Raw genomic sequence first — 13,847 nt, 5'->3', positions numbered from 1 at the left:
AGTCAGCCCTCACTGTATGCCCGGGTGCAAGAACCCTTCGAAGGCCTCCGCCAGCCGGCCCGGGTCGTGCTGGTCGGCGCCGGGTCGGGCGGCCACCTCCGCGGCCACCACGCGGGCCCCGAGGGCGCGCGCCGCACGCTCCAGCACACCGTCGTCGTCGACCAGCGAGTGGTCGGCGAGCACCACGTCGATGCGCAGGTCGGGCGCGTGGGCGGCGAGGACGTCGAGGTGGTCGGTGGGCGACAGCCCCTCGGTCTCGCCCTCCTGCTCCTGCAGGTTGAGCACCAGCGCACGGCGTGCCGAGGTGCGTTCGAGGGCGTCGCGGAGCTGCGGGACGAGCAGGTTCGGCATCACGCTGGTGAACCAGGAGCCAGGGCCCACCACGACCCAGTCGGCGTCCTCGACGGCGCGCACCGCCTCCGGGCACGCCGGCGGGTCCTGCGGATCGAGCCGCACTGCCAGGACCTGCCCGTCGACCGAGGCGACCTGCGTCTGGCCCCGCACGACCGTGACGTGGTCCGGGGAGGCGTGCAGGCGCACGTCGGCCTCGATGTCGAGGGGGACGGCCGCCATGGGCAGCACCCGACCCCGTGCCCCGAGCAGGTCTCCGACCAGGTCGAGGCCGGCCACGTGGTCGTCGAGGATGTCCCAGATGGCGGCGATCAGCAGGTTGCCGACGGCGTGCTCGTTCAGGGCGCCGCCGCTCTGGAACCGGTGCTGCAGCACCGTGGCCCACTGACGCCCCCACTGGTCGTCGGCGCAGAGGGCCGCCAGGGCCATGCGCAGGTCACCGGGAGGAAGCACGCCGAGCTCCTCGCGGAGCCGACCGGACGAACCGCCGTTGTCGGCCACGGTGACGATGCCGGTCAGCCGGGTGTGCAGCAGCCGGAGGGCCGACAGGCTGGCCGCCAGCCCGTGACCGCCCCCGAGGGCGACGACCCGCACGCCGCCGTTCGGGGCGGTCGGTGACGTCGGTGCGGCCGACCCGCTCACTCGCGCCCCAGGTCGCGGTGCACCACGAGGGTCCGGACCCCGTGGGACCTCAAGCGCTCCGCGAACGCCTCCGACATGGCCACGCTGCGGTGCCGCCCGCCGGTGCAGCCGATCGCGATCGTGAGGAACCGCTTGTCCTCGTGGAGGAAGCCGTCCGTCAGCATGTCCACGAGGTTCTCGTAGGCGGCGAGGAACTCCGGGGCCTTCGGCTGGCTGAGCACGTAGTCGCTCACCGGCGCGTCGAGGCCGCTCAGCGGTCGCAGCTCGTCGACCCAGTAGGGGTTCGGCAGGAAGCGCATGTCGGCGACCATGTCGGCGTCGATGGGGATGCCGTACTTGAAGCCGAACGACATGACGGACGCACGCAGACCCGTGGCCCCCGGCTCCTCGAAGGCGGCCTGCACCCGGCGGGCGAGCTGGTGGACGTTGAGGTTCGAGGTGTCGACGACGATGTCGGCCCGGCCACGGACGGCACGCAGCAGCTCGCGCTCGCGGTCGAAGCCGTCGAGCAGGCGGCCCTCCATGCTGAGCGGGTGCGGCCGGCGCGCAGCCTCCTGGCGTCGGACGAGGACCTCGTCGGCCGCCTCGAGGTAGAGCACCCGGGCGCGGATGCCACGCTCGCGCAGCGACTCGAGCGCGTCGACCAGCCCGGAGTAGAACGCCCCGGAGCGGGAATCCACGACCACGGCCAGCCGGGCGACGTCGGCGCCCTCCGCGGCGTCGACGGCGCCCTCGATCATCCTGGCCGGGAGGTTGTCGATGACGTAGTAGCCGAGCTTCTCGAGCGCCTTGGCGGCCGTGCCGCGCCCGGCGCCGGTCATGCCGGTCACGAGCACGAACGTGGTCAACGGCGTCATCGGTCCTCCACGATCTCGCCCGTCGCCATGTCGACGGCGGGCCCTGGGGCGTCGGCGGCGAGCGCCGCCACGACGGATTCTGCCGTAGCCCGGCCGAACCCGGGCACCGCGGCCACCTCGTCGACCGTGGCGGCCCGGATCTTCCGGACGGAGCCGAACGCGGCCATCAGCGCCTTGCGCCGCGTGGGGCCGAGGCCCGGGACGTCGTCGAGGGCGCTGCCCGTCATGGCCTTGGCCCGACGCTGTCGGTGGTGGGCGATGGCGAAGCGGTGGGCCTCGTCGCGCACGCGCTGCAGCAGGTACAGCGCCTCGCTCGTGCGCGGGAAGATGACCGGGTCGACGTCGTGCGGCACCCAGATCTCCTCGAGCCGCTTGGCGAGTCCGCAGAGTGCCACGTCGGTGATGCCGAGCTCGTCGAGCGCGGCCTGGGCGGCCGCCACCTGCGGCGGACCGCCGTCGACGACCACCAGGCCCGGTGCGTACGCGAACTTGCGCGGCAGACCGGTCTCGGGATCGATGCCCGGGATCTCGTCGCCCTCCTTGCGGGCCTTGAGCAGCCGCTGGAAGCGTCGGGTGATGACCTCGTGCATGGCCGCGACGTCGCTCTGGCCCTCGTGGCGGATGGTGAAGCGGCGGTACTCGGCCTTGCGGGGAAGGCCGTCCTCGAACACGACCATCGAGGCGACGATCTCGGTGCCCTGGAGGTTGGAGATGTCGTAGCACTCGATGCGCAGCGGAGCCGTGGGCAGCTCGAGGTACTCCTGGATCTCCTCGAGCGCCTTGCTCCGGGCCGTGAGGTCGCCGGCACGCTTGAGCTTGTGGCGCGCCATGACCTGCTGGGCGTTCTGCTCCACCGTCTCGAGCAGCCGCTTCTTGTCGCCCCGCTGCGGCACGCGGATGCGGACCGGTCCCCCACGCAGCTCGGTGAGCAGCTCGGTGACCGCCTCGACGTCGGCCGGCAGCCGCGGCACGAGCACCTGGCGCGGGATCGCCTCGGCGGCGGTGTTCTCGTACAGGGTCATGACGGCACGCTGGACGAGCTCGGGGAAGCCCGCCTCGTCGGCCTTGTCGGCCACCCAGCCGCGCTGGCCGCGGATGCGCCCGCCGCGGACCGAGAAGATCTGCACGGCGACCTCGAGCGGGTCGTCGACGAAGCCGAGGACGTCGGCGTCGGTGCCGTCGCCGAGCACGACCGTCTGCTTCTCGAGGGCGCGGCTCAGGGCACCGAGGTCGTCGCGGAACTTCGCGGCGAGCTCGTACTCCTGGTTGGCCGCAGCCTCCTTCATGCGCTGCTCGATGGAGCGGGTGAACCCGGCGGTCTGCCCGCCCATGAACGCCATGAAGTCGTCGACGATGCCGCGGTGCTCCTCGGGCGTGACCCGCCCGACGCACGGTGCCGCGCACTTGCCGATGTCGCCGAGCAGGCACGGCCGACCGATGCCCTGGGCGCGACGGTAGACGCCGGCCGAGCACGAGCGCATGGGGAAGACCCGCAGCAGCGTGTCGACCGTGTCGCGGATGGCCCACGCGTGGCCGTAGGGACCGAAGTAGCGCACGCCCTTGCGCTGTGCACCGCGCATCACCTGGACTCGCGGCACCTCCTCGCCGACCGTGACCGCGAGCCAGGGGTAGCTCTTGTCGTCCCGGTACTTGACGTTGAAGCGTGGGTCGAACTCCTTGATCCACGTGTACTCGAGCTGGAGCGCCTCGACCTCGGTGGTGACCACCGTCCAGTCGACCGACGCGGCCGTGGTGACCATGCGCGCCGTGCGCTCGTGCAGCCCCGCGACGTCCTGGAAGTAGCTGTTGAGCCGCGCCCGCAACGACTTGGCCTTGCCGACGTAGATGACCCGACCCTGCGCGTCGCGGAAGCGGTAGACCCCCGGCTCGACCGGTATCTCCCCCGGCGCCGGCCGGTAGGTCGCTGGATCCGCCACGCCCCCACCCTACGAGCCCCCACCGACACACCCGTCCCGGAGATTCCCAGGTCGACCTGGGAATCTGCCGGACTGCACGGTTTCCCTGCGTCTGCACGGGTTGCAACCCGTGCAGACGTAGGGAAGCCGTGCATCTGTCGGCGTCGTCCACATGCCTCCGGAGGCCGCGTCGCGTCGTCCACAGAATGTGTCGCACCCCTCCCGCCCCTGTCTCGAGCGCATCACCGTGGAGGGATGGACGATCTGGAGCTGGCAATCGCGGCCCGCGGCGGCTTCGTGTTCAGAAGCGACCTGCTGGCCCTGGGGTGGACGGATCGCGCCATCGGTCAGGCTCGTCGGGCGAAGATGCTCGTCCGACTCCGCGTGGGCACCTACACGACCCCGGCCGTCCTGGCCTCGTCGAGTCCCGAGGACAGGCACCTCCTGCTCGCACGGTCGGTCCTGGCCAAGTTCCCCGAAGGAAGCGTCGCTCTGTCGCACCACAGCGCAGCGATCGCCCACGGACTTGCGACCTGGGCGGTCGATCTGACGACGGTGCACGTCGTTCGTCTCGATCCAGGGTCGGGGCGCGCAGAGTCGGCTGTTCACCACCACCGGAACATCGCCGGGCTCGGTTTCGTCGAGACGCCCTCAGGCCTGTTGGCGGTCGAACCGGCTCACGCGACGTTCCAGGTGGCGTGTGCCGGTGATGTCCGAGGCGCCCTCGTGGTGCTGGACTCGGCGCTGAACCGGGAGCTCGCCGTGCGCGAGGAGCTGGCGGACATCTCAGGCAGGTTCAGAGGTTGGACCGGGTCGCGGCAGGCGCGGTTCGTGCTGCGTCGTGCCGACCCCGGCGCACAGACTGCGGCAGAGTCGTTGCTGCGCCAGGCGTGCTTCGAGGCATCCATGCCGGTCCCGGTCACGCAGTTCCCGATCGTCGAGGACGGCGAGGTGTTCGCGTGGACCGACGTGGCCTGGCCCGAGCATCGGCACATCGGAGAAGTGGACGGTCAGAGGAAGTACTGGCGCGACCTGCGACCGGGTGAGGACGCCAGCGACGTCGTGGTGCGTGAGAAGCACCGCGAGGACCGGATCCGCGGACTGAGCTTCGGAGTGTCCAGGGCGACAGCCCACGAGGTGCGACCAGGCCAGTCGCACGACACCGGTCTCCGGTGGTCGTACGAGCTCGCTCGGTCGCGTCAGCTCCATGAGCGGGCACGGCGGCACCTGGTGTGAGCAATGCCCGTTTTCCCTGCAGGAGCACGGGAAGCAACCCGTGCTCCTGCGCGGTTCTCGTGCAAACCGGAAGAATCCCAGGTCGACCTGGGAATCGGTGTTACTGCAGGAGGGGGGCGAGGAACTGGCCGGTGTGGCTGGCCTTCACCGTAGCGACGTGCTCGGGGGTGCCCTCGGCGATGAGGGTGCCGCCGCCGGAGCCGCCCTCGGGACCCATGTCGACGAGCCAGTCGGCCGTCTTGATGACGTCGAGGTTGTGCTCGATGACGACGACGGAGTTGCCGGCGTCGACGAGGCGGCCGAGGACCAGGAGCAGCTTGCGGATGTCCTCGAAGTGCAGGCCGGTGGTGGGCTCGTCGAGGACGTACATGGTGCGGCCGGTGGACCGCTTCTGCAGCTCCGAGGCCAGCTTGACGCGCTGGGCCTCGCCGCCCGACAGGGTCGGGGCGCTCTGACCGAGTCGCACGTAGCCCAGTCCGACGTCGACGAGCGTCCGCAGGTGGCGGGCGATCGCAGGGATGGCCTCGAAGAACTCGACGGCCACCTCGATCGGCATGTCGAGGACCTCGGCGATGGTGCTGCCCTTGTAGCGGACCTCGAGCGTCTCGCGGTTGTACCGCGCTCCGTGGCAGACCTCGCACGGGACGTAGACGTCGGGCAGGAAGTTCATCTCGATCTTGATCGTGCCGTCGCCGGAGCACGCCTCGCAGCGACCACCCTTGATGTTGAACGAGAAGCGACCCTGCTGGTAGCCGCGCATCTTGGCCTCGGGCGTCTGCGCGAACAGCTTGCGCACGTGGTCGAACACGCCGGTGTACGTGGCGGGGTTCGATCGCGGTGTGCGACCGATGGGCGACTGGTCGACGTGGATGATCTTGTCGATCTGCTCGGCGCCGCTGATGGAGCGGTGACGGCCCGGGATGGTGCGCGCGCCGTAGATCTGGCGAGCAAGCGAGGTGTAGAGGATGTCGTTGACGAGCGTCGACTTGCCCGAGCCCGAGACGCCCGTGACCGCGACGAGCTGGCCGAGCGGGAACGTGACGTCGATGTCCTTGAGGTTGTGCTCGCGAGCACCGTGGATCGTGATCTCGCGATCCTTCTGACGCGGCCGACGGACCTCGGGGAGCGGGATCTTCTCCCGTCCGGAGAGGTACTTGCCGGTGATCGAGTCCTTGCTCTTGTAGAGGTCCTTGACGGGCCCGGACACGATGACCTGACCGCCGTGCTCGCCCGCGCCCGGTCCGATGTCGACGGCCCAGTCGGCGGCCCGGATGGTGTCCTCGTCGTGCTCGACGACGATGAGCGTGTTGCCCATGTCGCGCAGGCGCACGAGCGTCTCGATGAGCCGGTGGTTGTCGCGCTGGTGCAGGCCGATGGACGGCTCGTCGAGGACGTACAGGACGCCGACCAGGCCCGCACCGATCTGCGTGGCGAGGCGGATGCGCTGGGCCTCGCCGCCGGACAGCGATCCGGCGGCGCGGTCGAGGCTGAGGTAGTCGAGGCCGACGTCGAGCAGGAAGCGAAGGCGCTCGTGGATCTCCTTGAGCACCCGTTCGCCGATCTGCCGCTCGCGGTCGGTCATCTCGAGGCCGGAGAGGTACTCGGCGGCCTCGGCGATGGACAGGTTGCTGACCTCGGCGATGTTCTTGGGCCCGAGCTCGGGGTGGTTGACCAGCACGGCCCGGATGACGGGCTTGAGCCGGCTGCCGCCGCACTCGCCGCACGCCACCTCGCGCATGAAGCCCTCGAGCCGCTCGCGGTTGGTCTCGGACTCGGTCTCGGCGTAGCGACGCTCGATGAACGCGATCGCGCCCTCGAAGGCCGTGTAGTAGGACCGCTGACGTCCGTAGCGGTTCTTGTAGGTGACGTGCACCTTGTCGGGGTGGCCGTGCATCAGCACGTCCTGGACCTTCTGCGGCAGGTCACCGTAGGGGGTGGAGGTGGAGAACCCCATCTCCTCGGCCAGCGCCTGGGTGATCCGCAGGAAGTACTCGGAGACCTGGTTGTAGCTCCACGGTGCGATGGCGCCGTCGGCCACGGACGCCGACGGGTCGGGGACGACGAGCTCGGGGTCGACCTCCATGCGGGTGCCCAGGCCGTGGCACTCGGGGCACGCGCCGAACGGGGCGTTGAACGAGAACGACCGCGGCTCGAGCTCGTCGACCGCGAGAGGGTGGTCGTTGGGGCACGCCAGCTTCTCGGAGAAACGGCGGATGCGGTGCGGATCGTCCTCGGGCAGGTCCACGAAGTCGGCCAGGACCAGCCCGTCGGCGATGCCGAGGGCGGTCTCGACGGACTCGGTGAGCCGCTGCTTCATCGAGTCCTTGACCTGCAGGCGGTCGACGACGACGTCGATCGTGTGCTTCTTCTGCTTGGCAAGCTTGGGCGGCTCGTCGGCGAGGTTGTGCACCTCGCCGTCGACGAGCGCGCGGCTGAAGCCCTGCTGCTGCAGCTGCTTGAACAGCTCGAGGTACTCGCCCTTCCGGCCCCGGATGACGGGGGCCAGCACCTGGAACCGGCTGCCTTCCTCGAGGGCGAGGATGCGGTCGACGATCTGCTGCGGCGTCTGGCGCGAGATGGGCTCGCCGCAGTCGGGGCAGTGCGCGCGCCCGGCGCGGGCGTAGAGCAGGCGCAGGTAGTCGTAGACCTCGGTGATGGTGCCGACCGTGGACCGCGGGTTCTTCGACGTGGACTTCTGGTCGATCGAGACGGCCGGGCTCAGGCCCTCGATGAAGTCGACGTCGGGCTTGTCCATCTGGCCGAGGAACTGGCGCGCGTAGGCCGACAGCGACTCCACGTACCGTCGCTGGCCCTCGGCGAAGATCGTGTCGAAGGCGAGCGACGACTTGCCCGACCCCGACAGGCCGGTGAAGACGATGAGCGAGTCACGTGGAAGGTCGAGCGAGACGTCCTTGAGGTTGTTCTCGCGCGCGCCGCGCACGACGATGCGGTCCGACGTCACGGACATCCCTCCGAGGTTCCGGCAGCAGGTGTAGGCATACGTGTCGAGCCTAGTGGCGACCGCCGACAGAAACACCTCGAGCGACGGTGACCTCACCCACGGGGGTCAGACCTGGTTCACCTGACCGGCCTGCGCGAGCACTCCCAGCACCACGAGCACCAGCAGGACGACGCCCGCGACGAGCAGCTTGCCGCCCTTCTGCCCGGCCGAGGCCGTCTTGCGACGTCGCGCGACGACGATCATCGCGATCGGGATGGTCAGGACGAGCACGAGCCCGATCAGTCGCCCTGCCAGCTCTGCGCCGTCCACGTGTCCCCCTCGTGCCGCGGGCGGGCGAGCCCCGTCCGCCTAGGATCACAGCATGACGTACACGGGTGAGGTCGAGGTCGGCGGTCCGGCCGACGTCCAGCACGCAGGTGACCTGCGGATCACGAAGCTCGCGGTGGGCGAGATGAGCAACAACGCCTACCTCCTGCGGTGCGAGCTGACCGGCGAGCAGGTGCTCGTCGACGCCGCCGCCGAGCCGGATCGGCTCCTCGAGCTGGTCGGTGAGGACGGCCTGGCCCGCATCGTGACGACCCACCGCCACGGCGACCACTGGCAGGCGCTCGCCGCCGTCGTCGAGGCCACCGGAGCCGAGACCGTGGCGGGCGAGAACGACGCCGAGGGCATCGACGTGCCCACCGACCGGCTGGTCTCGACCGGCGCGCGCGTCCGCGTCGGCTCGTGCGAGCTGGAGGTCACCGAGGTCAAGGGCCACACGCCCGGGTCGATCGTGCTGGCCTACGACGACCCCGACGGGGTCGTGCACCTCTTCGTCGGCGACGACCTCTTCCCCGGTGGTGTGGGCAAGACCTGGTCGCCCGAGGACTTCACCACGCTGATCGACGAGGTGGAGACCAAGATCTTCGGCCGCCACCCCGACGACACGCACGTCTACCCCGGCCACGGGAACGACACGACCCTCGGCGTGGAGCGCCCCCACCTGCCGGAGTGGCGCGAGCGCGGCTGGTAGCCGTCCGACGACACGACGCGGGCCACCGACTCGCTCGACGCCACGAGGCGCACGACCGACCCGGTCGCCCCGGCTCCCCTGCGGGAACGCGCCCGGCTGCCTACGCTCGTCCGATGAGGTCGATCGCCGCCGCGTCCATGGTCCTGGTGCTCGCGAGCGCGTGCTCGATCGGTGGTGGGTCCGACGAGCCCGACGCCTCCCAGCAGGCCTTCGACCGGACGTGCTCGCTCGTGCGCTCGGGCGTGGCGGCGTTCAACGAGAACGACTACGCCGAGACGGTCGAACGGTTCGAGGCGGCGCTGGAGCCCGCCCGGGACCTCGCAGAGGTCAGTGACGACGAACGTGCCGACGAGCTGCTCGAGGCCGTCGAGTACTACGCGACACTGCCGGCGAAGGACTACCGCAAGGCGTTCGAGAGCTCCCCGGAGTTCAAGCGCCACCAGGCGACGACGCTCGGCCAGTGCGGCGACGCGCAGCCGGAGGACTCCCCCGGACAGGAGTCCGAGGCCTGACGTCGGACCGGAGGTCGCTCAGAAGGTGACCGGCAGCTCGTCGACGCCGTAGACGAACGACAGCTGCCGGAACGACAGGTCCGACTCCGGCACCGCGAGGGCGAGGTCGGGGAAGCGACGCAGCAGACGAGGGAACACCGTCCGCAGCTCGATGCGCGCCAGCTCGGCGCCGATGCAGCGGTGGATGCCGTGCCCGAAGGCGAGATGAGCGCTGCGCGGCACGCGGAAGGGGTCGAACTCCTCCGGTTCGTCACCGGCGCCGGCCGGGTCGCGGTTCGCCGCACTGAGCGACGCGAGCAGCACGTCGCCCTTGCGGATCCGCCGACCGAAGAGCGTCATGTCCTCCTTGGCGAAGCGCGGGAACGCGACCTGCACGACGGCGAGGTAGCGCAGCAGCTCCTCCACCACCTTCTCGACGTCCTGCGACGTGCCGTTGCGCACCAGAGCCGCGTGCTTCTCGTCGCGCATCAGCACGATGGTGCCGAGCGCGATCATGCCGGCGGTGGTCTCGAAGCCACCGGTGAACACGCCGTCGGCGAGCCCGGCGAGATCGACGTCGCTGATCGCGTCGCCCTCGGAGCGGATGATCTGGCCGATCAGGCCGGGGCCGGGCTCCAGCCGCTGTCGGGCGACGGCCTCGAAGAGGAACTCCCGCTGCGCCGACACCGCGCCGAAGGCGGCAGCCGCTCCGTTCGTCGCGTCGAAGCGCGCGCTGCCCAGCGCGGCGAAGGCCTCGCGGTCCTCGTAGTCGAGACCGAGCAGGGCACAGATCGTCTGGAAGGGCACCGGGAAGGCGAGGTGCTTCGCCAGGTCGCCGGGTGAGCCGGAGGCCTCGAAGGAGTCGAGCGCGTCGTCGACGATGTTCTCGATGACCGGACCCAGCCGGGAGAGCCGACGCATCGTGAACTCGGGCGTGACGATCTTGCGCAACCGGGTGTGCAGCGGCGGATCGGTGAAGCCCAGCCCGCCGATGTCGTCGGACGTGGCCGGGCCGTCGCCGTGGAACAGGTGCCGGATGTCGTTGGAGTAGGCCCCGCGGTCGGTGAGCACGGTGCGCGTCTCGTCGTACCCCGACACGAGGTAGGCGTTGAAGGAGAACGGCAGGGCCAGCTTGTGCAGGCGCTCCTGGCCGCGGATCTCGGCCAGCCGCGGCAGCGGGTCCGTGCCGTCGCGCTGGAGGGGGACCTTGGTCTCCTCGGGGATGAAGGACATGCGTGAGAGGTCGATGCCCTTGCGCCGGATGCGGCGGACGACGACGCTCCCCAACCACGAGCTGAGCCGTGCGCGTACGTCCATCACCCCACAGAACCTACTACTGGTGTTGCGCTGGAGGCGGAGCCGGAGGAAGGTGTCCTCCAAACTCTGCTTCGGGGCGCAGTGCTCCGGGGGTGACGACGCGAGGAGCCACATGAGCACCGACACCGCTGGGGTCCAGGAACCGACCGAGCTCCGCCGGGTCATGGGACCCAAGCTGCTGCTGCTCTTCATCGTCGGCGACATCCTGGGTGCGGGCATCTACGCGGTGACCGGACAGATGGCCGGCAAGGTCGGCGGCCTCGTCTGGCTGCCGTTCCTCCTGGCCTTCGTCGTGGCCTCCATGACGGCCCTCTCCTACCTCGAGCTGGTCACGAAGTACCCACAGGCCGCGGGCGCCGCGCTGTACGCGCACAAGGCCTTCGGGATCCACTTCGTGACGTTCCTCATCGCCTTCGCGGTCGTCTGCTCGGGCATCACCAGCGCCTCGACGTCGGCGAAGACACTGGCCGACAACTTCACCGGCGGCCTCGAGGTCAACGGCTGGATCGACGGCACGCCCAGCAGCGGGGTCATCGTCGCGATCGCCATGGGCTTCATGATCCTCCTGGCGATCATCAACCTGCGTGGCGTGGGCGAGAGCGTGAAGTTCAACGTCGTCCTCACCATCGTCGAGCTCGCCGCGCTCTCGATCGTCATCGGCGTGGGCTTCTACGCCATGACCCGCAACGGCGCCGACCTGAGCGAGATCGTGACCTTCCGCGACTACGAGGATCGTGGGCTCTTCCTCGCGGTGACCGCCGCCACCTCCATCGCGTTCTTCGCCATGGTCGGCTTCGAGGACGCGGTCAACATGGTCGAGGAGGTCAAGGAGCCGAACAAGATCTTCCCCCGCACCATGCTCACCGGTCTGGGCATCGCCGTCATCCTCTACATGCTGGTCGCCGTCTCGGTCGTGGCGGTGCTCACCGCCCCCGAGCTGAAGAACATCGCCGACTCCGAGGGGCGCGCACTGCTCGAGGTGGTGTCGAAGGGTGCACCCGACTTCCCGATCGACCGGGTGTTCCCGTTCCTGGCCGTGTTCGCCGTGGCCAACACCGCGCTCATCAACATGCTCATGGCGAGCCGGCTCCTCTACGGCATGGCCAAGCAAGGGGTGCTCCCCCGCCAGCTCGGAGCGGTGCTGCCCGGACGACGCACCCCGTGGGTCGCCGTCGGGTTCTCCACGGTCCTGGCGCTGGGCCTGATCTTCTACGTCACCCGCGACGCCGACAGCAACGTGGTCGCCAACCTCTCGAACGTGACCGCGTTCCTGCTCCTGTGCGTGTTCGCGATCGTCAACGTCGCGTGCCTCATCCTGCGACGCGACACCACCGGCGCCGAGCGGAACCACTTCATGTCGCCAGGGGTCCTGCCCGCCGTGGCCGCCTTCCTGTGCCTCTTCCTCGCCGGACCGTGGGTCGATCGCGACCCCGAGGTCTACAAGATCGCCGGGGCGCTCATGCTCATCGGCGTCGCCCTGTGGGTCGTCACGTACTTCATCAACAAGGCCACCGGCACGGCCGACAGCTCGTTCGAGGACGTCGAGGGCCTGGGTGGCTGACGGCTCCACCACCCTCGTCGTCGCCGGCTGGCTCCGTGTCGACGCCGCCCACCGCGACGCGTACGTGGACGCGTGCCGTCACGCCGTCGAGCTCGCCCGGCGTGCACCCGGGTGCGTGGCCTTCGCCGTCGCGGCCGACAGCGTCGACCCCGGTCTCGTCGTGGTGCTCGAGCAGTGGACCGACGAGTCCTCGCTGATGGCGTTCCGCGCGCTCCCCGACGACCGCGGGACCGCCCTCCCCGACGTGCTGGACGCCCACGTGCGGCGCTACCACGTGAGCGGGGAGGGCCCGGCCTAGCCGGACCCTCCCCGCGACGTGCTGCGTGCCGCTACTGGTCGCCGCGCCGGGCGTCCTTCTCCGGCGTCTCGTCGACGTCGGGCGTGGCCTGCTCGTGCGCCTCGTGGCCGTCGGCCTTGGGAGCCGCGTGGTCCTTGACGCGCTCCGGGTACTTGTTGGCGTACCAGAGGCTGGCCACCGCGGTGGTGCCGAGGATGACGATGATCGCACCGAGGCTCGCGAGCGTCGGGATCTCCGGGACGGGGACGTGCTCGCCGCCGTTGATGAAGGGCAGCTCGTTCTCGTGCAGGGCGTGCAGCAGCAGCTTCACGCCGATGAAGGCCAGCAGCACCGACAGGCCCTGCGACAGGAACACGAGACGCTTGAGCAGGTCGCCCAGCAGGAAGTAGAGCTGGCGCAGGCCCATCAGGGCGAAGACGTTGGCCGTGAACACGAGGTACGGCTCACGGGTCAGGCCGTAGATCGCCGGGATCGAGTCCAGGGCGAACAGCAGGTCCGTGGTGCCGAGGGCGATGATCACGAGGGCCATCGGCGTGAGGGCGCGCCGGCCGTTCTCCTTCACGACCAGCTTGAGGCCGTCCCAGCGGTCCGTCAGGTTGAAGCGGCGGCGGGCCAGCCGGACGACGGCGTTCTCGGCGTCGTCGTCGTGGTCGGTGTCGCGGATCAGCTGGATGGCCGTGTAGATGAGGAACGCGCCGAACAGGTAGAAGACCCACGAGAAGTTGTTGATCGCCACGGCACCGACGGCGATGAAGATCGCCCGGAAGACCAGGGCGATGATGATGCCCACCATCAGCGCTTCCTGCTGGTACTTCCGCGGCACGTTGAAGCTCGCCATGATGATGATGAAGATGAACAGGTTGTCGATCGACAGGCTGTACTCGGTCAACCAGCCCGCGAAGAACTCCACGCCGTACTGGGACCCGTGGTACGTGAACGTCCAGATGCCGAAGGCGACCGCCAGGCCGACGTAGATGCTCAGGTAGGTGGCGCACTCCTTCATCGACGGCTCGTGCGGCTTGCGCGCCACGACGAACACGTCGAAGAGGATGATGGCGATGGTCACACCGACGGTGATGGACCACTCCATGGTCGAGACGTTCACTCAGGTTCCTCCGGTCGACAGACGTGTACCGGAGGTCTCTTCCACCCCGGGATCGGTCCCCCGGAGCCCACAGCACCGGACGGTCGGAAGACCACC

General features: G+C 69.7%; 12 protein-coding genes. 5 read left to right on the top strand and 7 right to left on the bottom strand.

Annotation, left to right across the window (positions count from 1 at the left end):
* Window positions 1-9: 9 nt before the first annotated feature.
* Genes yvcK through uvrC form a run of 3 tightly spaced genes read right to left on the bottom strand, consistent with a single transcriptional unit; the run spans window position 10 to window position 3,787 of the window.
* Window positions 10-993, bottom strand: coding sequence for a uridine diphosphate-N-acetylglucosamine-binding protein YvcK (yvcK, locus tag ASF35_RS12610; RefSeq protein WP_200914564.1), 984 nt, complete (start codon window positions 991-993; stop codon window positions 10-12).
* Entirely contained in the window at window positions 990-1,850 is an 861-nt protein-coding gene (rapZ, locus tag ASF35_RS12605) for an RNase adapter RapZ (protein WP_055967989.1), read from the bottom strand. Before rapZ ends, yvcK begins: the two co-directional genes overlap by 4 nt.
* The gene (gene uvrC, locus ASF35_RS12600) at window positions 1,847-3,787 is read right to left on the bottom strand and encodes an excinuclease ABC subunit UvrC (RefSeq protein WP_055967986.1); all 1,941 of its coding nucleotides are present in this window, start codon (window positions 3,785-3,787) and stop codon (window positions 1,847-1,849) included. The genes rapZ and uvrC overlap by 4 nt, the downstream gene beginning before the upstream one ends.
* Before the next feature lie 234 nt (window positions 3,788-4,021).
* On the opposite strand from uvrC, the gene ASF35_RS12595 reads away from it, so the two are divergent.
* Entirely contained in the window at window positions 4,022-5,002 is a 981-nt protein-coding gene (locus ASF35_RS12595) for a type IV toxin-antitoxin system AbiEi family antitoxin domain-containing protein (protein ID WP_055967983.1), read from the top strand.
* A gap of 100 nt (window positions 5,003-5,102) precedes the next feature.
* On the opposite strand, the gene uvrA is transcribed toward ASF35_RS12595, so the two are convergent.
* Entirely contained in the window at window positions 5,103-7,970 is a 2,868-nt protein-coding gene (gene uvrA / locus ASF35_RS12590) for an excinuclease ABC subunit UvrA (RefSeq protein ID WP_055967980.1), read from the bottom strand.
* Window positions 7,971-8,069: 99 nt separating this feature from the next.
* Window positions 8,070-8,273: a hypothetical protein gene (locus ASF35_RS12585; RefSeq protein ID WP_055967976.1), complete on the bottom strand. Its 204-nt coding sequence runs from the start codon at window positions 8,271-8,273 to the stop codon at window positions 8,070-8,072.
* A gap of 52 nt (window positions 8,274-8,325) precedes the next feature.
* Between ASF35_RS12585 and ASF35_RS12580 the strand changes: the two genes are divergently transcribed.
* Both ASF35_RS12580 and ASF35_RS12575 read left to right on the top strand, forming a co-directional pair.
* Window positions 8,326-8,979: an MBL fold metallo-hydrolase gene (locus ASF35_RS12580; RefSeq protein ID WP_055967973.1), complete on the top strand. Its 654-nt coding sequence runs from the start codon at window positions 8,326-8,328 to the stop codon at window positions 8,977-8,979.
* 113 nt (window positions 8,980-9,092) lie between these two features.
* Window positions 9,093-9,491: a hypothetical protein gene (locus ASF35_RS12575; protein ID WP_055967970.1), complete on the top strand. Its 399-nt coding sequence runs from the start codon at window positions 9,093-9,095 to the stop codon at window positions 9,489-9,491.
* Between the two features lie 18 nt (window positions 9,492-9,509).
* Here the strand turns inward: ASF35_RS12575 and ASF35_RS12570 are convergent, their stop codons facing one another.
* Complete coding sequence (locus ASF35_RS12570; RefSeq protein WP_055967966.1) at window positions 9,510-10,787, bottom strand: cytochrome P450; 1,278 nt, start codon at window positions 10,785-10,787, stop codon at window positions 9,510-9,512.
* A gap of 112 nt (window positions 10,788-10,899) precedes the next feature.
* On the opposite strand from ASF35_RS12570, the gene ASF35_RS12565 reads away from it, so the two are divergent.
* Together ASF35_RS12565 and ASF35_RS12560 are read left to right on the top strand one after the other, a co-directional pair.
* Complete coding sequence (locus tag ASF35_RS12565; protein WP_055967963.1) at window positions 10,900-12,348, top strand: APC family permease; 1,449 nt, start codon at window positions 10,900-10,902, stop codon at window positions 12,346-12,348.
* Complete coding sequence (locus ASF35_RS12560; protein WP_055967959.1) at window positions 12,341-12,646, top strand: putative quinol monooxygenase; 306 nt, start codon at window positions 12,341-12,343, stop codon at window positions 12,644-12,646. Before ASF35_RS12565 ends, ASF35_RS12560 begins: the two co-directional genes overlap by 8 nt.
* 31 nt (window positions 12,647-12,677) lie before the next feature.
* Here ASF35_RS12560 and ASF35_RS12555 read toward each other — a convergent pair whose 3' ends face one another.
* Window positions 12,678-13,751, bottom strand: coding sequence for a TerC family protein (locus ASF35_RS12555; protein WP_082480823.1), 1,074 nt, complete (start codon window positions 13,749-13,751; stop codon window positions 12,678-12,680).
* Window positions 13,752-13,847 lie beyond the last annotated feature (96 nt).

The sequence above is a fragment of the Aeromicrobium sp. Leaf291 genome (assembly GCF_001423365.1).
Classification (GTDB): Bacteria; Actinomycetota; Actinomycetes; order Propionibacteriales; family Nocardioidaceae; genus Aeromicrobium.
This window is presented reverse-complemented; position numbering and strand designations above follow the sequence as displayed.

What these genes read in the sequence shown, in the direction of transcription:
- ASF35_RS12580 (WP_055967973.1), top strand. Translation starts at nt 8,326, where the DNA reads ATGACGTACACGGGTGAGGTCGAGGTCGGCGGTCCGGCCGACGTCCAG.
- uvrA (WP_055967980.1), bottom strand. Translation starts at nt 7,970, where the DNA reads ATGTCCGTGACGTCGGACCGCATCGTCGTGCGCGGCGCGCGCGAGAAC.
- rapZ (WP_055967989.1), bottom strand. Translation starts at nt 1,850, where the DNA reads ATGACGCCGTTGACCACGTTCGTGCTCGTGACCGGCATGACCGGCGCC.
- ASF35_RS12570 (WP_055967966.1), bottom strand. Translation starts at nt 10,787, where the DNA reads ATGGACGTACGCGCACGGCTCAGCTCGTGGTTGGGGAGCGTCGTCGTC.
- ASF35_RS12565 (WP_055967963.1), top strand. Translation starts at nt 10,900, where the DNA reads ATGAGCACCGACACCGCTGGGGTCCAGGAACCGACCGAGCTCCGCCGG.
- ASF35_RS12595 (WP_055967983.1), top strand. Translation starts at nt 4,022, where the DNA reads ATGGACGATCTGGAGCTGGCAATCGCGGCCCGCGGCGGCTTCGTGTTC.
- ASF35_RS12575 (WP_055967970.1), top strand. Translation starts at nt 9,093, where the DNA reads ATGAGGTCGATCGCCGCCGCGTCCATGGTCCTGGTGCTCGCGAGCGCG.